This is a genomic window from Nonomuraea sp. NPDC049637, assembly GCF_040675235.1.
GTDB lineage: Bacteria > Actinomycetota > Actinomycetes > Streptosporangiales > Streptosporangiaceae > Nonomuraea.
The window spans coordinates 50338-74955 of record NZ_JBFAOM010000038.1 but is presented as its reverse complement, the minus strand read 5'-3'; the positions used below and the strand labels follow the sequence as shown (position 1 = coordinate 74955).

Annotated in this window: 22 protein-coding genes; 8 read left to right on the top strand and 14 right to left on the bottom strand. The window is 71.1% G+C overall.

From position 1 onward, the window contains the following. Positions 1-221: 221 nt before the first annotated feature. Positions 222-770, bottom strand: coding sequence for a hypothetical protein (locus AB0J71_RS37510; protein ID WP_364418742.1), 549 nt, complete (start codon positions 768-770; stop codon positions 222-224). After that, a complete protein-coding gene (locus tag AB0J71_RS37505; RefSeq protein ID WP_364418740.1) occupies positions 767-1525 on the bottom strand; it encodes an alpha/beta hydrolase in 759 nt (252 codons plus the stop codon). The genes AB0J71_RS37510 and AB0J71_RS37505 overlap by 4 nt, the downstream gene beginning before the upstream one ends. A gap of 61 nt (positions 1526-1586) precedes the next feature. On the opposite strand from AB0J71_RS37505, the gene AB0J71_RS37500 reads away from it, so the two are divergent. Continuing rightward, the gene (locus AB0J71_RS37500) at positions 1587-2144 is read left to right on the top strand and encodes a PadR family transcriptional regulator (RefSeq protein WP_364418738.1); all 558 of its coding nucleotides are present in this window, start codon (positions 1587-1589) and stop codon (positions 2142-2144) included. Between the two features lie 13 nt (positions 2145-2157). On the opposite strand, the gene AB0J71_RS37495 is transcribed toward AB0J71_RS37500, so the two are convergent. Continuing rightward, on the bottom strand, positions 2158-2382 hold the full coding sequence (locus AB0J71_RS37495; RefSeq protein WP_352327468.1) for a 4-oxalocrotonate tautomerase family protein: 225 nt from the start codon (positions 2380-2382) through the stop codon (positions 2158-2160). Between the two features lie 164 nt (positions 2383-2546). Between AB0J71_RS37495 and AB0J71_RS37490 the strand changes: the two genes are divergently transcribed. Both AB0J71_RS37490 and AB0J71_RS37485 read left to right on the top strand, forming a co-directional pair. After that, positions 2547-3305, top strand: a complete 759-nt coding sequence (locus AB0J71_RS37490; RefSeq protein ID WP_364418736.1) for a beta-phosphoglucomutase family hydrolase — start codon at positions 2547-2549, stop codon at positions 3303-3305. Next, positions 3302-5680, top strand: coding sequence for a glycoside hydrolase family 65 protein (locus tag AB0J71_RS37485; protein ID WP_364418734.1), 2379 nt, complete (start codon positions 3302-3304; stop codon positions 5678-5680). The genes AB0J71_RS37490 and AB0J71_RS37485 overlap by 4 nt, the downstream gene beginning before the upstream one ends. 30 nt (positions 5681-5710) lie before the next feature. On the opposite strand, the gene AB0J71_RS37480 is transcribed toward AB0J71_RS37485, so the two are convergent. Then, a complete protein-coding gene (locus AB0J71_RS37480) occupies positions 5711-5947 on the bottom strand; it encodes a DUF6289 family protein (protein ID WP_352329212.1) in 237 nt (78 codons plus the stop codon). Between the two features lie 188 nt (positions 5948-6135). Here AB0J71_RS37480 and AB0J71_RS37475 point away from each other — a divergent pair, with 188 nt between their 5' ends. Continuing rightward, positions 6136-6705 (top strand): DUF2332 family protein, encoded by a 570-nt coding sequence (locus tag AB0J71_RS37475; RefSeq protein WP_364418732.1) that lies wholly within the window; start codon positions 6136-6138, stop codon positions 6703-6705. Between the two features lie 15 nt (positions 6706-6720). On the opposite strand, the gene AB0J71_RS37470 is transcribed toward AB0J71_RS37475, so the two are convergent. The 7 genes from AB0J71_RS37470 to AB0J71_RS37440 form a co-directional block, all read right to left on the bottom strand. Beyond that, on the bottom strand, positions 6721-7557 hold the full coding sequence (locus AB0J71_RS37470; protein WP_364418730.1) for a serine protease: 837 nt from the start codon (positions 7555-7557) through the stop codon (positions 6721-6723). 30 nt (positions 7558-7587) lie between these two features. Next, positions 7588-9231, bottom strand: coding sequence for an alpha/beta fold hydrolase (locus AB0J71_RS37465; RefSeq protein ID WP_364418728.1), 1644 nt, complete (start codon positions 9229-9231; stop codon positions 7588-7590). A gap of 106 nt (positions 9232-9337) precedes the next feature. Continuing rightward, positions 9338-10321: an MBL fold metallo-hydrolase gene (locus AB0J71_RS37460; protein ID WP_364393835.1), complete on the bottom strand. Its 984-nt coding sequence runs from the start codon at positions 10319-10321 to the stop codon at positions 9338-9340. A gap of 2 nt (positions 10322-10323) precedes the next feature. Continuing rightward, on the bottom strand, positions 10324-10740 hold the full coding sequence (locus tag AB0J71_RS37455) for an SRPBCC family protein (RefSeq protein ID WP_364418726.1): 417 nt from the start codon (positions 10738-10740) through the stop codon (positions 10324-10326). Further along, a complete protein-coding gene (locus AB0J71_RS37450) occupies positions 10737-11984 on the bottom strand; it encodes a M24 family metallopeptidase (RefSeq protein WP_364418724.1) in 1248 nt (415 codons plus the stop codon). Before AB0J71_RS37450 ends, AB0J71_RS37455 begins: the two co-directional genes overlap by 4 nt. A gap of 68 nt (positions 11985-12052) precedes the next feature. Next, a complete protein-coding gene (locus tag AB0J71_RS37445; protein WP_364418722.1) occupies positions 12053-14767 on the bottom strand; it encodes an AAA family ATPase in 2715 nt (904 codons plus the stop codon). A gap of 624 nt (positions 14768-15391) precedes the next feature. After that, a complete protein-coding gene (locus tag AB0J71_RS37440) occupies positions 15392-16300 on the bottom strand; it encodes an LLM class flavin-dependent oxidoreductase (RefSeq protein ID WP_364418720.1) in 909 nt (302 codons plus the stop codon). Positions 16301-16785: 485 nt separating this feature from the next. Between AB0J71_RS37440 and AB0J71_RS37435 the strand changes: the two genes are divergently transcribed. Continuing rightward, the gene (locus AB0J71_RS37435) at positions 16786-17739 is read left to right on the top strand and encodes a helix-turn-helix domain-containing protein (protein ID WP_364418718.1); all 954 of its coding nucleotides are present in this window, start codon (positions 16786-16788) and stop codon (positions 17737-17739) included. A gap of 69 nt (positions 17740-17808) precedes the next feature. Here AB0J71_RS37435 and AB0J71_RS37430 read toward each other — a convergent pair whose 3' ends face one another. From AB0J71_RS37430 to AB0J71_RS37420, 3 genes are all read right to left on the bottom strand, one after another. Further along, complete coding sequence (locus AB0J71_RS37430) at positions 17809-18375, bottom strand: hypothetical protein (RefSeq protein ID WP_364418716.1); 567 nt, start codon at positions 18373-18375, stop codon at positions 17809-17811. A gap of 145 nt (positions 18376-18520) precedes the next feature. Further along, positions 18521-18985 (bottom strand): sigma-70 family RNA polymerase sigma factor, encoded by a 465-nt coding sequence (locus AB0J71_RS37425; protein WP_352327158.1) that lies wholly within the window; start codon positions 18983-18985, stop codon positions 18521-18523. Positions 18986-20039: 1054 nt separating this feature from the next. Next, positions 20040-21035, bottom strand: a complete 996-nt coding sequence (locus AB0J71_RS37420; RefSeq protein WP_364418714.1) for a YafY family protein — start codon at positions 21033-21035, stop codon at positions 20040-20042. Between the two features lie 138 nt (positions 21036-21173). Here AB0J71_RS37420 and AB0J71_RS37415 point away from each other — a divergent pair, with 138 nt between their 5' ends. The 3 genes from AB0J71_RS37415 (at position 21174) to AB0J71_RS37405 (ending at position 24043) form a co-directional block, all read left to right on the top strand. Beyond that, a complete protein-coding gene (locus AB0J71_RS37415) occupies positions 21174-21635 on the top strand; it encodes a VOC family protein (RefSeq protein WP_352327160.1) in 462 nt (153 codons plus the stop codon). A 78-nt stretch (positions 21636-21713) separates the two neighbouring features. After that, positions 21714-22751: an aldo/keto reductase gene (locus AB0J71_RS37410; protein WP_364418712.1), complete on the top strand. Its 1038-nt coding sequence runs from the start codon at positions 21714-21716 to the stop codon at positions 22749-22751. A gap of 497 nt (positions 22752-23248) precedes the next feature. Further along, the gene (locus tag AB0J71_RS37405) at positions 23249-24043 is read left to right on the top strand and encodes a neutral zinc metallopeptidase (protein WP_352327162.1); all 795 of its coding nucleotides are present in this window, start codon (positions 23249-23251) and stop codon (positions 24041-24043) included. Positions 24044-24618: the final 575 nt, after the last annotated feature.

Here is a 24618-nt window from a genome sequence, read left to right as displayed (position 1 = left end):
TCCACCTGTCCGTCGTCGCCCACCACGGTGGTGCGTGATCTGCCCGATCGGCACCGGCCGCAACCGCTCGACCGCCTCGGCCGCCCGCCCGTGCAGCACCTGACGCCGGGGCAGCGCGATGCTCTCGTACACCGCCTGCAGGGCCAGCATGTGCCGGAACCCCACACCCGCGGTGCGGGCCGAGCCGTCGGGGGCGCCGCGCGGGAGCGCGGTGTGCTCGCTCAGCAGCCCCGAACGCAGCGCCTCCTCCAGCCGGCCAGCGCGTCCGCGCGCTCCAGGCCGCAGATCGCCACCAGCACCGGCACGGGCACCGGCACCTGCAGCACCGCGGCCGCCTCCACCACGGCCCGCGCCCCGGCGGGCAGCCGGCCCACCCGCTCCAGGACCGAGTCGCGCAGCGCCGTCGGGACGTTCAGCTCGTCGATGGCCTTACGCGCCCATCCGCATCCGCGCCTGATCAGCGTCCCGCGCTCGCGCAGCAGCGCCACCATGTCCTGGATCGCGAAGGGCAATCCCGACGTCCGCTCGCACAGATGGGCGGCGAACTCCTCCGACACCCCTTCCGAGCCGAGGATCGCGGTCATCAGCTCCCGGGTCTCGGCCACGTCGAGCGGCTCCAGGCCCACCTGGGCCCGCGACACCGAGGGTGCCGCCCGCGCCGCGATCGTCCTGGCGTCCAGCGCGACCTCCTCGCCCCGGAACGTCAGCACCACCGACAACCCCGGCGGCGGCTCGCCCATGAGGTAACCGAGGAAGGCCAGCGTCTTCACCGGCCGGAGAGAAGGCCGCTCACCTCCCTGGCGAAGGCGTCCACGTTGTCGATCATGATGTTGTGGCCGGTGTCCGGGACGGCGATGAGCCGTACCCCGGAGGCCGCCAGCTCGGCCGCCCCGCCGAGCTCGCCGTCCGGCTCCGGGTAGAGGAAAGCGCGCGGGATCGGCAGCCTCCGCAGTCGTCCCCGCACGTCCGCGCGCGCCAGGTGGACCGCGCTGCGGTGCAGCGCCTCCCGCCCGGCGAGCCTCATCGTGGCCGCCCAGTGCGGCCCGACCCGGGTCAGCGTCTCCTCCCAGCCGTGCCGGACGAAGTCTGCCTCGGTGTAGGCGGCGATGCCCGAGCCGCCCGGCCGCGGGGCGGGTTCGGCCGGGTCCAGATTGGCGTCCACCAGCACCAGCTCGGCCACCAGCTCCGGATGCCGCTCGGCCAGGTGCACCGCGATCGTCCCGCCCATGCTGTGCGCGACCACCTGCGCCGCGCGCACGTCCGCCGCGCGCAACGCGGTCGCGAGCGCGTCCGCGTGCTCCTCCATGGTGTAGCCGAACGCGGTGGGCCGGTCGCTGGTGCCGAACCCCAGCAGGTCCACGAACAGGCTGCGGTGCCCGGCCAGCTCCGGCCGGCTCGCGGCCTCCAGGAAGTACGGCGCCGCCGCCGCGCCCAGCCCGTGCACGTAAACGCGGACCGGCTCCCGGCCGGCCGCCTCGGCCCAGCGGATGCGGCTCCCGTCCGGCAGCACCTGCGCGTCTCTCACAAACATCCCCTCCGAGATACCTAGATGTCGATGTACCAAGACATCGAGATAGCATAGCGGGATGATTGAGCTGTCGATCCTGGGCTTCCTCTACGACGAACCGCTCCATGGGTACGAGCTGCGCAAACGCGTCGCCGCCCTGACCGGCCACGTCCGGCCCATCGCCGACGGCACCCTCTACCCGGCGATCAAACGCCTGGAGCGCGACGGCCTGCTCCAACGTGACCTGCAGCCCGGCGCCCAGGCCGCCCCCAGACACGTGCTCACCCTCACCGACGCCGGGCGCGCCGAGCTCCGGAGGCGGCTCGCCGAACCGGACGAGCCGTTCGTCACCGACGAGAACCGCTGGTTCACGATGCTGGCGTTCCTGCGCCACCTCGACGACCCCGCGCTCCAGGCGGGTGTGCTGCGACGCAGACTGACCTTCCTCACCGAACCGGCCAGCTTCTTCTGGGACGGCGACCGCCCCCTGCGGGCCGCCGACTTCGACGACCCGTTCCGCAAGGGCCTGTTCACGATCGCCACCGCGACCAGCAGGACCGAGATCGGCTGGCTACGGGAGACCCTGGCCGCGCTGGACGTCCAGAGCGCGGCGCCGGAAGGAGGGGCGGGCACGTAGCGCCCGCAGGACGTCAGCCGGGCCCGCCCGAGGCCAGCGCCTGCACGTCGGCGGCCGTCACCGGCTGTCCCCCCACACCCCAGTCGCCGCTCTTGATCTCCTCGATCACGACCAAGGTCAGCGCACGCATGTGCTCACCCTCGATGGCGACGATCGTGTCGGTCAGCTTCCTGACCATCTCGGCCTTCTGGGTGGCGCTGAACACACCCTCGATCACCTTCACGTTGACGAGCGGCATGGGCTCCCCTTCCCCCGATGCGGCGCACCCATGGCACCTCACGCCGTCCAGCCGACATGCCCCTCGGCGACGTGGGCAAACGCCGCCCGGGCGCCGCGCGGATGAGGACCGAAGGCGGAGGGTATGCGCAGGTGGGAGCTGGTGTGAGGGGAAACGGGGGATCCATGCTGGGGCTGCCTGACGGGATTCGGGGGTGCCTGTTCGACATGGACGGCGTGCTGACGCGTACCGCCACCGTGCACGCCAGGGCGTGGAAGTCGATGTTCGACGACTTCCTGCGGGCCTGGAGCGAGCGGACCGGGGCCGCGTTCGTCCCCTTCGACGCGGGCGCCGACTATGACCGCTACGTCGACGGCAAGAAACGGGCGGACGGCGCGCGCAGCTTCCTCGACTCCCGAGGCATCAGCCTGCCCGAGGGGACGCCGGACGACCCGCCCGGCACGATGACCGTGTCCGGCCTGTCCAACCGCAAGAACGCCCTGGTGCAGGCCATCATCGACCGGGACGGCGTGGACGTGTTCCCCGGCTCCGTCCGCTACCTGGCCGCGGTCCGGGACGCGGGGCTGCGCCGCGCGGTGGTGTCCTCCAGCGCCAACACCGAGCAGGTCCTCGCCGCCGCCGGGCTCGCCGCGCAGTTCGAGGCCTGCATCGACGGCGTCGTGGCCCGGGACCGCGGGCTCGCCGGCAAGCCGGCCCCGGACATGTACCTGGCGGGCGCCGAGGCGCTGGGGCTGCGGGCGTCCGAGGCGGCGGTGTTCGAGGACGCCCTGGCCGGGGTAGCCGCCGGCCGGGCGGGCGGGTTCGGCCACGTCGTCGGCGTCGACCGGGCGGGGCAGGCGGAGGCGTTGCGCGACCACGGCGCCGACGTCGTGGTCACCGACCTCGCCGACCTGCTGGAGCCGCCGTCCCGGGAGGCCGGATGATCCGGCATCCGGCGTTCACCGTCGAGCCGTGGGCCGTCCGGGAGCGGCATCTCGACCTGCGGGTGCTGGCGCAGACCGAGTCGGTGTTCGCGCTGTCCAACGGCCATATCGGGCTGCGCGGCAACCTGGACGAGGGCGAGCCGCACGGGGCGCCGGGCACGTACCTCAACGGGTTCTACGAGGTGCGGCCGCTGCCGTACGCGGAGGCGGGCTACGGGTACCCGGAGTCGGGACAGACCGTGGTGAACGTCACCAACGGCAAGGTGATCCGGCTGCTGGTCGGCGACGAGCCGTTCGACCTGCGGTACGGGACGCTCCACCAGCACGAACGGGTCCTCGACCTGCGCGCCGGCACCCTGACCCGCACGGCCCACTGGAGCTCCCCGACCGGGGCCCCGGTCCGGATCACGTCCACCCGGCTGGTGTCCTTCACCCACCGCGCGGTCGCCGCGATCCTGTACGAGGTCGAGGCCGTCGAGCGGCCGTTGCGCGTGGTCGTCCAGTCGGAGCTGATCGCCAACGAGACCCAGACCTACGAGGGCAGGGACCCGCGCGCCGCCGCGCCGTTGCACGCGCCGCTGGTCGCGGAGGAGAACCTGCCGAGCAGCGACGGAACGGCCATCATGGTCCACCGCACCCGGGCCAGCCGCCTGCGCGTGGCCGCCGGGATGTGCCACGAGATCGACGGGCCGGACGGCACCCGGATCGAGGCGCAGGGCACCGACGACATCAGCCGGCTGACCGTGGCCACCCGCCTGGCGCCCGGCCAGACGCTGCGGCTGGTCAAGTTCTTCTCCTACGGATGGTCGGCGCAGCGCTCGCGGGCCGCGCTGCACGACCAGGTGGCCGCGGCGCTGGCCTCCGCCCGCCTGGACGGCTGGGACGGCCTGCACGCCGACCAGCGACGTTTCCTCGACGACTTCTGGGAAGGCGCGGACGTCGAGGTGGAGGGCGACGCCGAGGTGCAGCAGGCGGTGCGTTTCGGGCTGTTCCATCTGCTGCAGTCGGCCGCGCGCCTGGAGGAGCGCGCCATCCCGGCCAAGGGCCTGACCGGCTCCGGCTACGACGGGCACGCCTTCTGGGACACCGAGATCTTCGTGCTGCCGGTGCTCACCTACACCCATCCGGCGGCCGTCGCGGACGCGCTGTGCTGGCGGCGGGCCACGATCCCGCTCGCCCGTGAGCGCGCGCGGCAGCTCGGCCTGCACGGCACCGCCTTCCCCTGGCGGACCATCCACGGCGAGGAGTGCTCCGGCTACTGGCCCGCCGGAGCCGCGGCCTTCCACGTCAACGCCGACATCGCGCACGCGGCGATCCAGTACGTGGACGCCAGCCAGGACCTGTCGTTCGAACAGCGGACCGGCCTGCCGCTGCTGGTCGAGACGGCCCGGCTGTGGTGCGCCCTCGGCCACCACGACGCTGCCGGGCGCTACCGCATCGACGGGGTGACCGGCCCCGACGAGTACACCGCCGTGGTCGACGACAACGTGTACACGAACCTGATGGCCCAGCAGAACCTCCGCGCGGCGGCCGAGGCCGCGGACCGCCATCCGGGCCCGGCGGAACGGCTCCAGGTCACCGCCGAGGAGATCCGCCGCTGGCGGGACGCGGCGGAGGCGATGTCCGTGCCCTACGACGAGCGGCTCGGGGTCCACCCGCAGTGCGAGGGCTTCACCCAGCACGCGCTCTGGGACTTCGCGGCCACCGGGCCCGATCGGTATCCGCTGCTGCTGCACTTCCCGTACTTCGACCTCTACCGCAAGCAGGTGGTCAAGCAGGCGGACCTGGTGCTCGCCATGCACCTGCGCGGGGACGCCTTCACCCCGGAGCAGAAGTCCCGCAACTTCGCCTACTACGAGCCGCTGACCGTACGGGACTCGTCCCTGTCGGCCTGCACCCAGGCGGTGATCGCCGCCGAGGTGGGCCATCTGGAGCTCGCCTATCGCTATCTCGGCGAGGCGGCGCTGATGGACCTGGCGGACCTGGAGCGGAACACCATGGACGGCGTGCACATGGCCTCGCTGGCCGGGGCGTGGATCGCGCTCGTCTCGGGCTTCGGCGGGATGCGCGCGGGTCGGGGACGGATCTGCTTCGCCCCCTCACTCCCTCCCGGCATCACCCGGCTCGCCTTCCGGCTGCGCTACCGCGGCAGCCTGCTGAGCGTCGGCGTCACCCCGGAGGCGACGGTCTACCGGCTGCTGCGGGGGCCGTCGATCATGGTGACCCACCACGGCGAGCAGATCCTCCTGGACGGGACGGAGGTCACCCGGCCCAACCCGTCGCGACCGGCGCCGGAGCAGCAGGTCTGCCAGCCGCCCGGCCGCGAACCGGGCCCGCGCCGTCCCCGAGGCTCCGGCAGGAGGACGAGTGACTGAGGCTCCCCGGCCCCGTCCGGGGGCCCGCCGTCAGTTGCAGGGGCTGGAGGACCAGGTGACGTAGCCGCTGAGCGTGCCCCAGGTCGAGACCGAACGGTCGCAGAACTGCGTCCTGACGCCCACCAGGTGGGTGCGCGCGGCGTCGGAGAAGTACTGGGTGTTGCACAGGTAGCCGACCGGGCAGGCAGGCAGGGCCTGCGCGGCGGCCGGGACGGTGGCTAGCGTGGCGGCGGCCAGGACCGCGACGGCCAGTACGCGACGGATCATGGATCGTCCTTCCTGATTCGCAGGGAAACGGTACGATGCGCACGAAATGATCCGTCGCGCGGGATGAAAACGCAAGGGGATCACCCGGCCCGTCCTGCTCAGCCTTCCCCCTGGCCGGCGAGCAGGTGACCGGTCTCGGTACGCCGATAGACCACGCGCCGGCCGGCTCCCGCACACCCAGGACGACCGTGCCCGACCCCGAACGGTACGGCTACCGCTACGGCGATCACCTGGTCGGCTCAGGTGACCCGGTCCTCGCCTGCACGGCCGCCGGCATGACGCCGCCGACCGGCCTGCCCCAGGTGGTGTGGCGGGCCGGCCTGGACCTGAACCCGCTCGACGTGACCGACCCGGCGGATCTGGCCTGGCTCGACGCCCTCATCTGGCCCGAGCACGCGCACCGCCGGGCCAGGCTGCGGGCGGCCGCGGCCGTCGTCGCAGCCGACCCGCCGCTGCTCGTACGGGGCGACCTGGTGGACGACCTGCCGGCCCTGGCCGCGCAGTCCCCGCCCGACGCGACGCTGGTGGTGTTCCACAGCTCGGTGCTGTACCACGTGCCGATGCCGCGACGGATGGCCTTCGCCGAGACGGTACGCGGGCTCCCCGGACACTGGATCTCGAACGAAACCCCCGATGTGCTGCCCTACGACCCGCTCCCGACGCCGCCGGACGAGGCGAACCACCACGTGCTCGCGCTGGACGGGCGGCCGCTGGCCTGGACCCGATCGCACGGCCAGGAGATCACCTGGTTCACGTGATGCGAGGAGACGGCCTCACCTCGCGGAGAGCCGCGGGTCCGGCCTGGGCAGCAGGCAGCCGGGGCGCTCCAGGTCGAGCCGGTTCCCCGCGCTGACGCAGGTGGCGAGCCAGTACGTCTGGGTCCCGTAGGCGATGCCTCTGCGCACGCTGATGACGCCGTCGCGGTTCATCTCGCACGGGTTGTCGAGCGTGCATCGGCCGCCGTCGTGGTTGCTGGTGTTGTTGATGCCGACGACCTTGCCGCTCCTGGCGTCGACGATCGGGGATCCCGAGGTGCCGTGGCCGGTGTCGCACTTCCGCGTGTAGCGGATGACGTCCTTGGTCACGTTGCCCACCTCCAGCACCCGGTGGACCAGCGTGTCGATCTCGCACGAGAAGACCTTCTTCATGCTTCCGGAGACCACCCGGATGTCCGTGCCCGGCGCGGGACGCTCCGCCGACACCGTGAGCGGCCGGACGCGGTAGGCCCGCTCCAACTGCCGGTAGGTCAGGTCCAGCTGGTACAACGCGACGTCGGTGCCGGTCAGGGTCACGTAGACCGCTCTGGCCACGTGCAGGGTGGCCACCGGCTCGCCGGCGCCGTCGAGCAGGTCGACCACGCGGTGGGACGGCTGGTCCACCAGCACCTCGTCGGGCACCGGCCAGGTGCCCTCGTAGCAGTGCCCGTTGGTCAGGACGAAGGCCCGGTCGTCGGCCGCGCTGGCCGGCATCCGCACCAGCGATCCCGAGCAACCGTCCACGTTGACGGCGCCCGCCAGGTCCGCGGCCGCCGCCCGCGCGGGGAGGGCCGGCAGGCTGAGGCCGAGGATGGCGGCGCCCAGTGCCGCGCCGATTCGCCGAAACACACGCATCTCATGTCCGTTCATGGGAGGGGACCGCGGTCAGCGCGTACCGGGGCAGGTGCCCGCGACGGTACGGCCGGTGCGGAAGAAGTCGATCACCTTCGCGGCGCAGGGCAGCCGACGCAGCGAGGCGTGCGCGTCGTCCTGAACCGTCAGCAAAGCCCCGCCGGTCGCCTTCGCCGTGTCCACCGCCCAGGCGTACGGCGTGGTGTCCTCGTCGGCGTGGCCGGACAGTTGCAGCGGGCTGGTTCCCCTGACCGGCTTCCACGGACGCGCGGCCCACGGCCATTCCCCGCACCAGCCGCTGCGCTCGAAATAGCCGCCGGTCGCGGGGAAGGCGGCCCGCCGAGCCTGCGCGGCCGCCCACATCTGCTCGAAATCGCGGCCGCCGACACCCTCGTTGCAGAAGATCGCCTGGTACTGGATCAGGTTCAGGCCCAGCGGGGTCTCGTCGAACCCGAACACCTTCGCGGCCTGCGGAGCGGGACGCGCCGACAGCGGGACGCCGCCTTCGCGGACGGTGGCGAGATCCCTCGCGGCGGAGATCCAGCTGCTGGGCCCGCCTCCCAGCTGCTGCCTGACCCACTCGCCGTCGAGCACCGTGTTCGCGTCCACCCGACGCGGTGCCCGGCGAAGCTCGTCGTGCAGCGTGAGGATGGTCCGGCGGACCACGGCGTCGGTCGTCCCGAAGTGGAACTCGCTGTCGTGCCGCGCCAGCCATGGAACGAAGGCGTTGAAGCGCTTCTCGTTGAGCGCGTCCGTCGTGGCGTCCATGGCGGCCAGGTCGATGACGGGGGGCATCACCGAATCCAGCCACATCGCGTTCACCCGGTTGTCGAACAGCGACCGGTAGTTCGCGCCCACCGCGGTGCCGTAGGACACCCCGTAGAAGTTGATCTTCGATTCGCCGAGGGCCGCGCGGATCGAATCCACGTCACGCGCTATGTTCGTGGTGGTCAACTGCTGGACGAAGGCGGGATCCTTGGCGGCGCACCGCTTGTTGTACGCGGCCGTCTCGGCGAACGCGGCCTTCGCCGTCTCCTTGGGGGAGGTGCTGGACGGCGACTCCCGGCTCTTGGCGGACGCGGCGGGCGACGGTTCCTCCGCGGTGCACTTGATCTTGTCGCTGTAGCCCACGCCCCTGGGATCGAACCCGATCAGGTCATGGTCGACGGCCAGCGCGCCGAGCCTGCTCGGGGCGTACGTCGCCGGCGCGTCGATGTTGCTGATGCCGGGACCGCCGGGACTGATGACCAGCACACCACGGCGCCTGCCGGGGTCGGCGGCCTTGATCCTGCTCACGGCGATCTTGATCTTGCGGCCCTGCGGGTTCGCGTAGTCCAGGGGAACCGTCAGCAAGGAGCATTCGGTCCTGGTGTCGTTCTCGACGGGCCAGTCCTTGGCCGTCTTGGCGCATGCACGCCACGTCAGAGGGTCTTCGTCTGTGCGGGCCTCGGCCGCGCCGGCGGCTGCGAGGCTCGCCAGGCCGACCAGGCACGCGACCGCCACGCGCGCCGGACGAGTGCCTGGGATTTCACGGGTGCTGAACATGGTCGCATCTTTCGACGGTCCTGCCCGCACACCTGCAAGCGCGCGGGGCACGCCGTCAGGCGTACGTCGCCCACCCTGAAGGGCCCAGGTTCCCGCCCCGTCGCGACCCCGTATCGGCGACCACGCGGCCACGTATCCGCTGTGTATCCACGCAACTGCCGCAGGCGCCATCCATACGGGGGAAAGGCCGTGGCCGGCTCCGGCCGGCCACGAGCATCACCCTCGTCGGGGTCGTTCCCTACCCGGCGGATGCCTCCATCGTGTAGAGCCGGTAGGTGGTCAGGATGTTGAGTCTGTGCAGGTTGCGGCACAGGTGCAGCATCGCGTCCTGAGCCTGGGGCGGCCCGAGGGCGGAGGCGAGCGCCGGGTCGAGGCGTTCGGCCCACGGATCTGTGCAGGTCCGTGTGGTCTCCTCCAAGGTGCGGCCCTGCCGCGTCGCGGTGTGGACCTCCTCGTGGAGCCGTTCGAGGTAGGAGATCAGGGCGTCGATGGCCCGGTGGCCGTCGCCGGCGGGGCCGTGGCCGGGCACGATGGTCCGCATCTCGGGCAGCGCCGCCTTCATGGCACGCAGGGTGGCCAGGTACGGCGCGGGCCCGCCCTGCAGCAGCATGTGGGCGATGCCGGCGTGGCACAGCAGGTTGCCGGTCCAGGCCGTCCTGACGTCGGGCACGTGGACCACGGTGTCGCCCGGGCCGTTGCCGGGCCCGAAGTGCCACAGCTCGACCGTCCGGCCGCCCAGGTCGACCTCGGCGAAGGAGTCGAAGACGACATCGGGAAGTCGCCAGGTGGTCACCGCGTCGAAGAGAGCCTCGTCGCCGTACATGTTGCCCGATCTGACCTGCTTCTCGAAGCCGAGGTCGGACATGTTGTCGCGGTTGGCGCGGGAGGAGATGATCACGGTGTCGGCGGGGAAGGCCATGTTCCCGAACGTGTGATCACCGTGGTAGGTCGTGTTGACCAGGTAGCGCAGCGGCCGGTCGGTCAGCTCGGCGGCCAGCGACTGGATCGTGCGCGAGACGTCAGGGGTGATGCCGGCGTCGACCACGAGCGCGGCGTCTCGGCCGGCGATGAGCCCGTTGTTGTCCTTGGGCGCCGGGACGGCCATCAGCGCGTGGACGCCGTCGGCGAGCCGTCTCGGGACGAGCTCCAGACCGACCGGCGACAGGTTGGGCCCGTTGTAGGCCGCGGGCCGCTCGGCGATCTCCCGCTCGGGGATGTGCATGCTCACAGCAGCGTCCCCAGTCGCTCGAAGAGCTGCGGCACCTGCTTGCCGAGCTGGGCGCGCACCAGGTGCTCGGCCATCTTCGGCACCCCCTCCAGCTCCAGCCGGAACTCCACCCGGCAGCCGCCGTCGACGTCGCTGACCCGGTACGCCTGGCTCACCCCCGGCTTGGCCTGCGGCGGGGTGTGCAGCGTGAGCGATTCACCCGGCACGTAGTCGGTGACCGTCAGGCCGATCTCGGTGCGGCGGCCCATCACCTTGCGTACCTGCTCGACGTGGACGCCCTCACGCAGCGGCCCGTCCGCCCGCGACTCCAGGACGTCGGCCTGCCATTCGGGGAAACGCGCGGGGTCGGACAGGACGGCGAAGACGGCGGCGGCGGGCCGCGCGTACGTCGTGGTGTGGTCGATGGTGATCACGGCCGGCTCCTCAGCAGCTGGGCGGTCAGCGGGTTCAGTTCGACGGGGTCGTCCTCGCCGATGACGACGGTGCCGCCCAGGTTGGTCAGGCGGTCGCCGATGACGGCATTGGGTTCGAAGGCGAAGGTCATGCCGGGGGCGAGGGGCAGTTCGCCGCCCATCGTGGGCACCTCGAACAGCCGTCCGTAGCGGGCGGCCTCGGGCAGGCGGCGAAGCCCGGCGCCGAACCCGCACACCGGCCCCATGGGGTTGAGCGTGTGCACCAGTGGGTGCACGTTCCAGGCCCCGGCCTCCTCCAGCGGCGCGCGCATGGCCTCGACCAGGTCGCCGAAGGTGTTGCCGGGACGGGCGGCGGCCAGCCCGGCCTCGTAGGCGGCGCGGGCGGCCTTGGCGCCCACCTCGATGTCGGGATGGACCTCGCCGACGGCGATGGCGACCTGGTGCTGGGTCTCCTTCATGCCGAACCGGCAGAACACCTCCGCCATGATCACGTCGCCGTCCTCGATGACGCGCGGCGCCTGCGGCCGGTAGGACCAGGCCGGCGGGCCCCAGGAGACGAACCCGGGCCCGGAGGAGATCAGCATGTCGGGAGCCGCCAGCCCGCGGCGGAAGGCGGCCGTCATGCCCGCGGCGTACACGTCGGCCTCGCTCGCGCCCGGCCGGGCCGCCTCGACCATCGCCTCGGCCATGGCGTCGCCGGTGGCGGCGGAGTGGCGGACGACGGCCAGCTCCTCTTCCGACTGGCAGATGGTGGCGAACAGATAGCTGAGCCCGACCGGCTGGAACTCCACGCCGGGCAACTCGGCCAGCACCTGGTTCCACAGGCCGTGCGGCATGATCGGGTTGATGTGGAAGGGCGGGTAGGGGTCCAGGCCGAGCACGCCGACCCTCCCGCTCTCCAGGCGGTGCTCGCGCAGGACCTCCACCACCCCGGCCGCGTGCTTGGCGACGCGGATGCGCTCGGGCGGGATCCACAACTCCTCGCCGCGGCGCAGCGCCTGGATGTGGTCGGCGACCGGCAGGGTCGACCAGGTCAGCTCGATCGGGTCGGCGTCCCGGCAGAAGATGACGATCGCGCCGGGACGGTCGTTGGTGAAGTAGACATCCGGCGCGAAGGGCGCGAGGTCCGCGCACTCGTGCTCGCCGTAGGCGATGAGCGCCTGCACGCCCTCGGCTTCCATGATCTCCCGTGCGAGTGCCCAGCGGCGGTCGCGCTCGGCGAGGGAGTAGGTGGGAACGTTCATGGGGGAGACGTTAGGAACGGCCGCCCTGACGTCGCTTCCGTCATCCTGCTGGAGCCGCCGCGGCCCGCTTAGGTCATCGGGCCCAGCATGGCCAGTTCACCGCGCGAGGAGACGCCCAGCTTGGGGAAGGCTTTGTACAGGTGGTAGGCGACCGTGCGCGGGCTGAGGAACAACTGGGCGCCGATCTCCCGGTTCGACGCGCCGGTGACGGCCAGCCGTACCACTTGGAGCTCTTGCGGGGTGAGCGTGGCCAGCGGGTCGTCGGCCTTGACGCGGCGGGCCGGCGAGGCGCCGGTGGCGCGCAGTTCCCCGGCCGCGCGGGCGGACCACGGGGAGGCGTCCAGCGGGTCGAAGGCCTCCATCGCCGTCTCGAGCTGGACGCGGGCCTCGGCGCGCCGCCGCTGGCGGCGCAACCACACGCCGTACACCAGGCGGGTCCTGGCCTGGTCGAAGGGCTGCTCGTGCCGGCCGTGCAGGACGAGCGCACGCTCGTAGAGGCCCGCGGCCTGCTCGTCGGAGGCCAGCAGGGCTCGTGCCCGATGCAGCACGGCGAGCGGACCGGGCTGCCCGACGCCCTCGGCCCAGGTCGCGTAGCGGCGCAGGACCGGCTCGGCGCGTCGCGGCGTGCCCGCCCTGACGGCCGCCTCGACGTAGTCCGGCCAGGCATACCTCCAGATGAACGCGTGCCGCGAGGCGCCCTCCGTCACCCTGTCCAGCCGGTCGAGCACCGCCTGGTTGCGACCCAGCCCGAGGTCGAGGATCACCCGACCGTACTCGGCCCACGTGCCCGCCGGCAGCCAGGACCTGTCGTCGGCGTGCCGCAGGGCCTCGGCGGTGCACGCGGCCCACTCCTCCTCCATGCCCGCCACCCCGTACAGCCAGGCTTGGACGCCTCCCAGGTAGCCGCGCCAGAACGGCTGGCCGACGTCGGCGGCCAGGTTCAGCCCCTCGGCCACCATGGCACGCGCCGACCGGTGGCGCCCGTCGACCAGCTGGGCGATGGTGAGGAGCGTGATGGCCTGGGGGAGGCGGCCCAGACGCCCCTGCGCCCGGCACTCCTCGACCAGGGCGGTCGCGCCGGTGAGCATCTCCTCGCGTTCTGCGCGGACGATCGCGTGGTAGGTGATGACCATGCGAACCTCGAACGGCACGGCCGCCGGCTCGCCCATACCGTCGGGGAAGGCCGGTACGGGGGTGGTGTCCCCTTCCAGGATCATGCGGAAGCCACGGCTGATCGCGCGCACCGCGGCGGCGAGCCCGCCACCGTCGGGTGTCAGCTCCTCGGTGCGACGGGCCAGGGCGATCTGATCGGGGTGGGGCGCACTGGTCCAGGCGTAGAAGCCGGCGAGGCCGAGCAGCGAGAGCACCGTGGAGGGATCCGCCGTCTCGGCGCCTTCCTGCAGCAGCCGCACGGCCTCCAGCGGCCTGTCGGCCTCGAAGGCGAGCTGTGCCCGCACGCGGGCCAGTTCGGCCAGGACCGATCGGTCCAGCGTGGACGAGCCCGCCTGCCGCAGCGCCGCCGCGACCAATTCGGCCGCCCGCCGGCTCAGCCCCGCCTCGGCGGCCGCCCCGGCGGCGGTCGTCCACCGGCGTACGGCGTGGGCGGGGTCGGCGGACAGCTCGGCCGCCCGCGCGTAAGCTGCCGAGACCGTCGCCTGCCCGCCGCGCTGCCGGGCGCGCAGCGCCAGGCTCTCCAGTTCACCGGCCACGTCCTCGTCCGGTCGCAGGGTGACGGCCGCCAGGTGCCAGGCGCGGCGGTCGTCGTCGACCGCATCCGCCAGGGCCCGGTGTGCGGCCATCCGGGCGGCGATGTCGCAGGCGAGCAGGACCGCTGTGCGTACCAGTGGGTGACGGAAGACGACACCGGCCGCGCTGACCTGGACCAGTCCGGCTCGCTCCGCCGGCGCGAAGTCCGCCAGCGAGGCGTCGAGCCGGCCGAGTGCGGCGGCGAGAACCTTCAACTCGCCGCGGTCGTCCAGGGCCGCGGTGAGCAGGCAGGAACGAGTGGCGGCGGGGAGAGCGGCGATCCGGTCGCGGAAGCTCGCGAGCACCCGGTCCGTCACCGGCTCCACCGGCCCGAGTGAGAAGGCCAGAGGGGTGAAGGCGCCCGCCCGTTGCTCGGGACTGAGCATGCGGGGCAGCTCGACCAGGGCCAGCGGGTTGCCCTGCGCCTCGGCGACGAGCTGATCGCGGACGGCGAGCGGCAGGTCCGCCGCCTGCTCGGCCAGCAGATGCCCCGCCGTGTCGGCGTCGAGCTTGTCCAGCCGCAGCTCGGGCAGCCCCCCGCCGGGGAAGGTCCCGCCGTCCTCCCGCGCCGAGAACAGGACGACGACGGGCTCGATGTGCAGGCGGCGGGCGGCGAACACCAGGGCGTCGGCGGATTCGCTGTCCAGCCACTGCGCGTCGTCGACCAGGCAGACCAGGGGTCCCTCCGCAGACAACTCCACGAGGAGACTGAGGGTCGCCAGGCCGACGAGGAAGCGGTCTCCTCGGGTCGCCTCGCCGAGGCCGAGCGCGCCCAGCAACGCCTCCGCCTGCTGCGTGGGCAGCGCGCCGACGCCGTCGAGAACCGGGCGTAACAGCAGATGCAGGGCGGCGAAGGGCAACTCGGCCTCCGACTCGACTCCGGCGACTCGCAGCACGCGCCCCGGCGTCCGCCGGGCGGCGTACTCCAGCAGGGCCGTCTTGCCGATGCCCGCCTCGCCGCGCACCACCAGAGCGCCGCCCGGTCCATCGAGCATCTGGTCGATCCGGGCCTGTTCCGCCTGACGGCCGTGCAACATGAAGATCCTCAGCAGTCACGGCGCATCCACTCGATCGCCGGAGGTGCACGACCTTCCCCTGCGCCCAATGCGATCATATGGGCTTCCGGCGGGCATAGTCTGACTTGCCGCTCGGCCCACGACAGCGAGCCGGGCACAGGGAACCCGACAGCAAGCCCAAAGATCCAGACACGACGTCACCGTCCCGTTCCGGCCGAAATCTGGACATGCTTGCATGCGGTCACCAATGGCCCACGAAGGGAGGAAGCTCGCATGTCAAAAGCTTTCCTTGCAACTGTGGCGGCAGCCGCGACCATGGCGGCTGGGCTCGTCGCCTTCACCGCGTCACCGGCGCAGGCCGACGCCGGCGATTGCGTGTCCTACCTGGAAGGCAAGGGATACGGCCCGAACGCACGGACAAGGGCGTCATGCGCGGTGGCCGCCAGCGGCGAGATTGGAGGCTGGCTCCAGTGCCGCGATTCCCTCAACAGGGCCGGGATCCCACGAGATGTGGCCTCCAGAGCCTGCGATCTCGGCGGGATGTGACTGGCCCCGTTCATCGCCGGCGGCACGTCTGTCGCGGGCCCAACCGCTTGGCGGGAGTTCTCGGCTGGATGTGATCACGACCCCGGTTCGTCCGGGACGTCACCCGTGCAGGAGGGTTCGCACCTCCGCCAGGAGGTCCACCTGCCGCCGCCAGTCGCCGCCCGAGATCCCGACGACCGCGTGGCTCGCCCCTGCCTCGCGGTAGTCGTTCAGCCGTCCGGCGGCCTCCTCGGGGTGGCCGGTGAGGGGGAGCGGCAGCACGTCCTCAAGCGGACGGCCGTAGCCGGCGCTGATCCCGGACGCCACCTGAGCCCGGGACGGCACGTCGGGCCCGGCTCCCAGCGCGGCGGCGCAACCGATGGCGACGATCGGAACGGGACGGCCTGCCTGCCCGGCCAGCTCGGCCAGCCGTCCCCGTCCCTCGGCGACCTCCAGCGGGGAGATCAGCGAGGGGAACCAGCCGTCGCCCAGCCGCGCCGCCCGCCGGATCGCCGCCTCCGACGCGTTGCCGACCCACACGGGCGGCATGGCCGCGGCCGGGGACAGCGTGACCGGCGGCTGCCCCGGCTCGTCCGGCAGCCTGGTCTCCTTCCCGGCCAGCAGTCCGGGGAGCAGTTCCAGCGCGGTGTCCGTACGGAGTCCGCGCCGCCCGTACGCCACCCCGGCGGCGGCCCACTGCCCCGGCCCGCCGCCCGAGCCGACGCCCAGGACCAGCCTGCCGCCCGACACGTGCTGCAGGCTCGCGACCTGCTTGGCCGCCCAGGCCAGCGGCCGGATCGCCGGGACGAACACGCTTGCGCCGATCCTGACCCTCGACGTGACGGCGGCCGCGGTGGCCAGCGCGATCGACGCGTCCAGGGTCGGCGCGCCGATGGCCAGGTGGTCGCCGTGCCAGACGCCGTCCAACCCGGCGTCCTCCGCGTGCCGGGCGGCCTCTCGCAGGTCGAGGCCCCTTGTGCGCTGCTCGCCGACGCCAGGAAGGATCACACCGATCTCGAAGTTGTTCATGCGGCCGACTATGCAACCTCAGGCGGGCTTGAGGTCAATTCCCCTCCGGAAGGCGAGGCGGGCCGGCGGATCGGCAGTTCCCAGGTCAGGGCATACACGACCATGGCGTGGCGGCCGACCCGCAGCAGCCGCACCTCCCGGCCGTGCCGCGCCGGTTCGGATGGAGTCGTCCAGCGGTGCCACCGAGATGCGGCGGACATGGGCCGTGCCGGAGCTCTGGAAACCGCGATTCCAACGCCGCCGTCTGACCTGCGGTTCTCGCTGGACGCGCCCCCGATCCCGCAGACACTGTCCTCTTGACCTGCAGAAACAGGGCGACTCATGCACCACATTCGTGGACGTGACCCTGCTGAAGCCCACAGCGTGACCGTCGTCGTGCGAAAGTCTGAGGTGATGCAGCAGTCGTCCGCTGCTTCCGGCGCGCTGGGGCCCATTCGTGGAATTTCGGCAGCGCGTGTTCCGTCGCTCGCTCGTACCGTGTAGTCATGACAGGACAGCTGGTGGTCGTCATCGGTTTCGACGGCATCGAACTCGTTGACGTCGCGTGTGTGACGACCGGTTTCGACTACGCCAACCGGCAGGGTGCCGACCCGGTGTACCAGGTCGTGTTCGCGACTCCGATGGGCCGGCCCGTACGCTGCGACTCCGGGCTGGAGCTGCCCGGCCAGGGACGGATCGACACGATGGGCGGCCCCATCGACACCCTGATCGTCTCGGGCGGCCAGGGGCATGAGACCGCCGCCGCCAACCCTCGGTTCGTGAGTCAGGTCATGCGGCTCGCCGGGCTGTCGCGGCGGGTCGCGTCCGTGTGCACGGGGGCGACCGTGCTGGCCGCGGCCGGGCTGCTCGACAACCGTCGGGCCACCACGCACTGGTACGAGGCCGGACGGCTGGCCGCCCGATACCCGCACGTACGGGTCGACCCCGCTCCGATCTTCGTACGGGACGGCACGGTCGCGACGTCAGGCGGGGTCACGGCCTCGCTGGATCTCACGCTGTCGTTCATCGAGGAGGACCACGGGGCCGAACTGGCCCGCCGCGTCGCCATGGGCATGGTCACGTACCTGAAAAGGCCGGGGGACCAGGCGCAGGTGAGCATGTTCAACCGGATCGCGCACGCCGACCAGGTCTTGGTCCGCCGAGTCGTCGACCACGTGGTCAGCCATCTGGACGAGGACCTCGGTGTCGCCCGTCTGGCCGCCCTCGCCGGGGTGAGCGAGCGGCATCTGAGCAGGCTGTTCGTCGAGTGCGTCGGCCGCACTCCCTCGCGGCTGGTGCGCGAGACGCGGCTCGAAGCGGCCGCCCAGTTGCTCACCGGCACTCGTGAGCCGGTCGCGGCCATCGCCCGGCGGTGCGGTTTCTCCTCCGCCGAGTCCTTACGGCAGGCGTTCGTGGCGTGGGCCGGGGTTTCACCGTCGCGTTTCCGCAGGAGATCATGACGCTTCCGTTCGCCGCCGACGGCACAGAGCACCGGCCCGGAGGGCTTCCCGGACCGGCGCTCTCGTCTGTCAGCCGCCGGCGCTGAAGGACCTCGCGCCGTTACCGTAGACGGTCATGTCCACCCAGGGGTGCGATTCCTGTATGCAGGAGAGGTACGGGACCAGGCAGAAGACGCCCTGGGTCCGCTTGCGCCATTGGACCGCTCCCCGGCCGCCGTTGCTCACGAGCGACTCGTGACCCTTGAACGACCAGCCCACCATGTAGACCTCGGCCCACCTGGTGTAGAAGTGGGCGCTGGTGATCCGGGAGCCGTCGCGGCAGTAGTCCATTCTCTGGAAATACTTCCAGAGCCATTGGCCGACGCGGTTCTTGCCGCCCCGGTAGCCGGTGTAGATCCAGCAGGAACTCGCCATGATCTGGGTCCGTTCCTCCGCCGAGACGATGACATCGTTCTGGGCGAGCTTCGCGAGATAATCCTCGCTGGAGATGGAGTCCAGCGGTTCCTCGCCGTTCTCCGTGGTGGCCAGTTCGGTGTCGGGATCCGTAAGAGACGACGAGACTTTCTGGGACGTCCTGCTCTCCGCTCCCGCCGCGGGCGCGAACATCAAGCAGGCGAGCGCCGCCGCCAGCAGCACGACAAACGCATGCCGTACGGGCGGAATGCGCCTTCGAGAGCTTCTCATGGCTGTCCTTTTCCGCGATTCCCAAGAATCGCACATCGGCCTGAACGAACGAACCTTTCACCGGTAGTACGTTCCTGGCCGGCGAGCTCGACAGAATTCATCGCCGATTTCCGGCCGGGCGGTTCATGGCCCGCCGCACGGGAGCCGTCGCGCGGCGATACCGCATCTCGACGGCGGCGGCCGATTCGCCGCACGCGACGCCGATCTGTCCCCAGGTGGCGCCTTCCATCCGCAGGCGGACCACATGGCGGATCTCGGGGTCGAGCAGTGCGATCAGGGGTGCCGCGCGCCTGGCCTCGTCCCCGTCGGCCACGGCGTCCTCGAAGCCGTGGGGGCGTGGCATGAGTGCCGCGTGGCGGCGTAACACCAGGTCGCGGGCGGTTCGGCGGTGGTGGTCGACCACGAGTCGTGCCGTGACGGTGGCGAGGAAGGGCCACGCCCGTTCCTCCTCCAGCCCGGCGAAGGTGGCGGTACGCAGCAACGCGTCCTGGACGACGTCCTCCGCGTCCGCCCCCGCCCCCATGCGTATCGCCAAGGCCAGCAGTCGCGGCCGGTACGCCATCAGGACATGCCAACGTTGTTCTGTGACATTCATGCCACGGCCCTCTCCGTTTTCATGCATACGAAAAAGCCCGGACAAAGTCGCCCCGTAAGATTGCAGACATGCGGAACCGCCGCACCAGGACCACCGCCGGACGTTTCCGGGCCACCTGAGCACGGCCCGATTGACTCCGCCCCCGCTTATCGCACGCGCCGGGCGGTCACCCCTATGACCACCAATTAACACCCCGGACACACGCCGATGCGCTCATGACGGGCTCCCCCTGTATTTCTCCTCCGTTCGAGGCGCCGGGCCGCCTCCGGTCGGCTTTCGCTTTCGCTCTCGGCTCTGAACAGATGGAAGCAGTTTGCGACCTTGTCCGGATCGAGCCGGGGAGCGCGCCGTCCGGATCCATGGGATTCCCGTCCGCTTGCCAGGGCGCCGGGAGCTCAAGTGATTCCCGGCCACCCCGTCACCACTACGAGCGACTCAATGATGTGCCGTTCGAATATCGAGCTACCCGGCCCGGGCTGTCGGCCGGATCACTGGGGGGCCTCAGCCAGGCGCAGGTCGCCGACCGAAACAATCGGGCTGGCCAGGGCCGACTCCCAAGCTGGTTGGCCGGTTAGTCTACGTAGAAGGACAGCTCACAGCCGCGATGGCACAGTTCTCACAGCAGGTCCTCGCCGATTGAGGGGCCGGGTGCATGGGCGCCCGGCAGTACAGAAGCAGGTCGCCGGTGCGCGGGTGGTGAGGTCCATCGCGGAGAACGCGTAGTCGTGGATGCGCAGAGCCACCTGGTCGCGGTGGAGAGCGTCGAGCACGTCGAGGATGTGGCCGGTGCCGCTTACGAGGCGGAACATCTCGGAGACGCGCGCGGCCGCGCGTAGGTGAGCAGTTTGCGGGACGTCGGCGATTTCGGCGAGGTGTTCGGGGACGCTCCCTTTCTTGCTCGGAGCCGGTGCCGGGCGTTGAGGCTCAGTGTGCGACTAGCCGGCCGCTTGCGTCTGACCGGTCACGCATGGTGCCGGCGAGTTCGCTGGTCTGTTCAGCCCCTGGGTCTTTCGTAGGCAACTCACGATGTCGGTGATGCGAGGCCGTGGCCGGTTGCGGCTCTGGTGAATCGGCGGGCGAGGTGTTCGAAGGCGTCGGTGAGTTCGTCGGGGCCGATGACTTCGATGTCGGCGTCGTAGCGGGCGACGGCGGCGGCGAGGCTGGGCCAGGACCAGGATCCGAGGGTGAGCCGGCAGCGGTGGGGGCTGGTCTCCTCGACGATTCCCTCGCGGGTGTAGAGGGCCACGGTGGCGGCGGGCAGGTCGAGGATCACTGTGCCTTGGCAGGGCCAGTTGCCCGAGGCGTCGCCAGAGCCGCGGAACGTGCTGGTGACGAAGGTGGCGACGTCTCCTCCGGGCAGTACGCGCGGAGTGAACCGGGGCCCGCTGGGGGTGCGCGGGGTGATCCGGTCGGCGCGGAAGGCGCGCCAGTCGTCGCGGTCAAGGTCCCACGCGATGAGGTACCAGCGTCCGTCCCAGGTGATGACGTGGTGAGGTTCGACGCGGCGTGGGGGTTTGTCCGTGACCTCGGCGCCGTAGTCGAAGCGCAAGATCTCGCGGGCGTGGACGGCGGCGCTGATGGTCAGGAGCACGTCGCCGTCGACCGGGGTGGCCGGCCGGGTGACAGGTCGTTCGACGGCGGTGACGCGCAGCGCGTCGATGCGGTGCCGGAGTCGGGAGGGCATGATCTGCCGGATGGTGTTCAGTGCCCGTTCGGCGGGTTCGGCGAGGCCGTCGCCGGGGTTGGTGGCGACGATCTGCAAGGCGATGGTGAGGGCGACGGCCTGTTCGTCGTCGAACAGCAGCGGGGGGAGTTCGGTGCCGGCGCTGAGCCGGTAGCCGCCGTCAGGGCCTTTGACGGCGGCGATGGGGTAGCCGAGCTCGCGGAGCCGGTCGACATCGCGGCGCACGGTCCGCAGGCTGATGTCCAGGCGATCGGCCAGCGCCGTGCCGGGCCAGTCCCGGCGGGTCTGCAGCAGCGACAGCAGAGCCAGCAGCCGGGCAGAAGTCTTCTGCATGAACCTCATTCTGCCCGAAGTAGGTGCCACATCCTGTCACCTACCTCTGCGAACCTTCGTATCGAGCCGGTCAGCCACGGCACCCGGACGGCCCCCCTTTGACACTGGCGCCCGGAAAATCAATAAGGAGTCATCAGCATGGCCATCTCCACCACCACCCACCTGAACTTCCGCGGCGACGCTCGCGCAGCGCTGGAGTTCTACCAGACCGTGTTCGGCGGCCGCCTCACCGCCATCTCGTACGGCGACTTCGGCATGCCGAAGGAACTGCCGGACGCCGACAAGATCGTCTTCGGCCAGGTGACGGCCGACAACGGCTTCAGCATCATGGCGTACGACGTGCCCGGCCAGGCACCGGCCGCCACCGCGCCCGCCGCCACCACTCGCGAGCACGGCATGACGCTGACCGGAGAGCGGTTCTTCGTGTCCGTCCGCGGCGAGACCACCGAGGAGGTGGGCGCGCTGTGGGACAAGCTGGCCGACGGCGCCGACATCATCGAGAAGTACGGCCCGTCGCAGTGGGCCCCGGGCTTCGGGATGCTGACCGACCGCTTCGGCGTCACCTGGATCCTCGACGTCGCCGCCCCGTACGCCGGCTGACCCCCCACGCACTCATCCGGTCCGAGGCGGCCTGCCCAGGCCGTCTCCGACCACCCGGCTTTCTCGAAGGAACAGATCATGCGCACTCGCTCTCTGGGCCGTACCGGGATCAAGGTCAGTCCCTACTGCCTCGGCACCATGATGTTCGGCCCGTTCGGCAACCCCGACCCCGACGACTGCGTCGCCATCATCCACCGGGCCCTCGACGCCGGCATCAACTTCATCGACACCGCCGACGTCTACGGCGGTGACGGCGAAACCGAACGGATCGTGGGCAAGGCGCTGCGCGGCCGACGCGACGACGTGGTGCTCGCCACCAAGTTCAACGGCCCCATGGGCGCCGACCCCAACCATCGCGGCAGTTCCCGCCGCTGGATCGTCACCGCGGTCGAGAACTCGCTGCGGCGTCTCGGCGTCGACCACATCGACCTCTACCAGGTCCACCACCCCGAGCCCGGCACCGACATCGAGGAGACCCTCGCCGCCCTGACCGACCTGATGCAGGCGGGCAAGGTACGCGCGATCGGCCATTCCAGCCTGCCGGCCGCGGAGATCGTCGAGGCCCAATGGGCTTCCGAACGGCGCGGGCTGGCCCGCTTCCGCACCGAACAGCCGCCGTACTCGATCCTGAACCGCGGCATCGAGCGCGACGTCCTCCCGGTCTGCGAGCGCTACGGGCTGGGCACGCTGGTCTGGAGCCCGCTGGCCTCGGGTCTGCTCACCGGCCGCTACCGCAAGGGCGGCAACGAACAAGTCTCGAGCGCCCGCATGCACTGGGTGCCCAAGCACATGACCGACAAGCGCAACCACGATGCCGTCGAAGAACTCGTCCCGATCGCCGAGCAGGCCGGTCTGTCGCTCACCCATCTGGCCCTGGCCTTCGTCATCAGCCATCCCGCGGTCACCTCGGCGATCATCGGTCCCCGCACCATGGCGCAGCTCGGCGACCTGCTCGCCGGCGCCGGCACCACCCTCGACGACGACACCCTCGACCAGATCGACAAGGTGGTCCCGCCCGGGGTGAACCCGGGCACGCTCGACATCGCCTACGTCCCACCCGCACTCGAGCAAGCCGACCTGCGCCGCCGCCGCACCGGCGACCGCGCCGCCGCCTGACGTGCCTGTCCACGACCACTGCGTCGTCCAGTACCGGGGGTGATCCACGGCAGCGGCAGCCCGTGCACGCGGGTGCGGGGGACGGTCCATCGCCTTGGCCACTGCGACGAAGGTGCTGACGTGCGACCCACGGGCGGGGAGGGCGGCCGATCGACAGGGAGTAGTCAGTCCAGACCCGCGTTCTTCGTGCCCGGCTTCCAGGAGCGAGGGACTGTGGGGAGCGGCAGTAGGGGAGGGCTGCTGGTCCGTCGGCACCGATGGGAGGGGAGACGGGAAGGGCAATCACCGAGACCGTTTCGACCGGAACGCCCGCGAGAGGGGGGAGAGCAGCGGTCGTGCCAGGGCGATCAGGGGTGTTCGAAGGGCAGGGCCAATAGCGCGGCGGCCAGGGCTCGTCCGCGAGCTGCAGCGTGCTGCGGGTCGCCGTCCCTGTTTTCCCGACGGGGCCGCCTGAGGACGGCGGCACCAGGCCCGGCACCCACCCTAAGATGACGATCATGCGCTTCGTCACCCTTGTCGCCACCACCACGCTCGCCGGCCTGCTGTTATCCGGCACCCCGTTATCCGGAACCGCACACGCGACATCCGCCTTCCCCGTCCGGGCCCGGGCTCTGACCGCGAACAAGCTGTACCGTACGGGCGAACTCCAAGCGAGCCGGTGCCCGGAGCGCGAAATCGGGCCGAAGACCGTCGCGTCCGCCAAGCGGTACCTGACTGCGGTGCTGAACTGTCTCAACCGGTCGTGGGGCGCCCACTTCAAGAAGGCGGGCCTGCCCTTCGCCAAGGCCAAGATCGGATTCATCACCAAGCCACGCAAGTACTGCGGGGAGCCCTGGGGCTCCGCCGCAGCCAGATACTGCGACGCAGAACGGCATTTCCTCGTCCTTCTGGACGACGACATGCTCGACGATCCCACCGACCTGTTCCTGTTCCAGACGGCCGCCCACGAGTACGGGCACCACCTGCAGAACCTCACTGGGATCGCCCGCAGCTACGACCGCCATCCGTACCGGAACAAGAGTGAACTGAACGAGCAGAGCCGCCGCATGGAGTTGCAGGCGGAGTGCCTTGGCGGAGTGTTCACCGGCAGCGTCTGGGACTCCTTGACAGAACGCAGCGAGGAAGACTGGGAGATCTTGCTCCAGATAACGCGGAACAGCGGGGACGAGCAGTACAAGAACCGCGACCACGGCAAAGGCCGCAACATCGCCATCTGGCTCGACAAGGGCTTCCGCGCCAGATCCCCGCAGGCGTGCAACACCTGGACGGTCTCCTCGTCCAAGGTTTCCTGATCGCACAGAGCCCCTGTCTGCCGCATCGCCTCGCTGGCACGGACGTTGATCTCCTTGACAGGCTTCGCGCAGGCCGGGCCGCGCGACCGTTCATCGCGTCCTGGGACACACCCGAGTATCACCACGCGAGGCGCAGTCCCGCGTGTTGAGATACGAACGGTGGTCTCACTCACCCGGCTGGCACGACGAACTGCGGCTTCGCCCTGGAGTTCATGATCGCTCCCGACGCCCTGGCCGGCCATGTGGAGAACCTGGGCCAGGTGGAGGTGGAGCAGCGCAAGACCTGCATGAGGGCACCTACGCGCCGGGCCGAACCGCGACGGCCGCGCCGCTCGTTGGACAACAACCAGGCCGACTTGTGGGGCAACCTGGCTGTCGAGGGTCAGCCGGTTGAGGTGTTCGGTGTTCCTTCTGACCGAACGGTGCGGCTGCCTGCTGCGGTATGCCCTCGACGTCTCGCTGTTCCTGCACGCAGGAACGCCGATGTCGGCGCGATCTGCGTGTGCGAGCGGCTCGGCTTCTGTCTGCGCCGTACCACTGACTTCCGCACCGTACGGGTTCCGGCGCCCTGCCTC

What these genes read in the sequence shown, in the direction of transcription:
- AB0J71_RS37460 (WP_364393835.1), bottom strand. Translation starts at nt 10,321, where the DNA reads ATGCACATCCCCGAGCGGGAGATCGCCGAGCGGCCCGCGGCCTACAAC.
- AB0J71_RS37495 (WP_352327468.1), bottom strand. Translation starts at nt 2,382, where the DNA reads ATGCCGCTCGTCAACGTGAAGGTGATCGAGGGTGTGTTCAGCGCCACC.
- AB0J71_RS37470 (WP_364418730.1), bottom strand. Translation starts at nt 7,557, where the DNA reads ATGCGTGTGTTTCGGCGAATCGGCGCGGCACTGGGCGCCGCCATCCTC.
- AB0J71_RS37415 (WP_352327160.1), top strand. Translation starts at nt 21,174, where the DNA reads ATGGCCATCTCCACCACCACCCACCTGAACTTCCGCGGCGACGCTCGC.
- AB0J71_RS37440 (WP_364418720.1), bottom strand. Translation starts at nt 16,300, where the DNA reads ATGAACAACTTCGAGATCGGTGTGATCCTTCCTGGCGTCGGCGAGCAG.
- AB0J71_RS37425 (WP_352327158.1), bottom strand. Translation starts at nt 18,985, where the DNA reads ATGGCGTACCGGCCGCGACTGCTGGCCTTGGCGATACGCATGGGGGCG.
- AB0J71_RS37450 (WP_364418724.1), bottom strand. Translation starts at nt 11,984, where the DNA reads ATGAACGTTCCCACCTACTCCCTCGCCGAGCGCGACCGCCGCTGGGCA.
- AB0J71_RS37435 (WP_364418718.1), top strand. Translation starts at nt 16,786, where the DNA reads ATGACAGGACAGCTGGTGGTCGTCATCGGTTTCGACGGCATCGAACTC.
- AB0J71_RS37500 (WP_364418738.1), top strand. Translation starts at nt 1,587, where the DNA reads ATGATTGAGCTGTCGATCCTGGGCTTCCTCTACGACGAACCGCTCCAT.
- AB0J71_RS37405 (WP_352327162.1), top strand. Translation starts at nt 23,249, where the DNA reads ATGCGCTTCGTCACCCTTGTCGCCACCACCACGCTCGCCGGCCTGCTG.
- AB0J71_RS37480 (WP_352329212.1), bottom strand. Translation starts at nt 5,947, where the DNA reads ATGATCCGTCGCGTACTGGCCGTCGCGGTCCTGGCCGCCGCCACGCTA.
- AB0J71_RS37490 (WP_364418736.1), top strand. Translation starts at nt 2,547, where the DNA reads ATGCTGGGGCTGCCTGACGGGATTCGGGGGTGCCTGTTCGACATGGAC.
- AB0J71_RS37445 (WP_364418722.1), bottom strand. Translation starts at nt 14,767, where the DNA reads ATGTTGCACGGCCGTCAGGCGGAACAGGCCCGGATCGACCAGATGCTC.
- AB0J71_RS37420 (WP_364418714.1), bottom strand. Translation starts at nt 21,035, where the DNA reads ATGCAGAAGACTTCTGCCCGGCTGCTGGCTCTGCTGTCGCTGCTGCAG.
- AB0J71_RS37410 (WP_364418712.1), top strand. Translation starts at nt 21,714, where the DNA reads ATGCGCACTCGCTCTCTGGGCCGTACCGGGATCAAGGTCAGTCCCTAC.
- AB0J71_RS37485 (WP_364418734.1), top strand. Translation starts at nt 3,302, where the DNA reads ATGATCCGGCATCCGGCGTTCACCGTCGAGCCGTGGGCCGTCCGGGAG.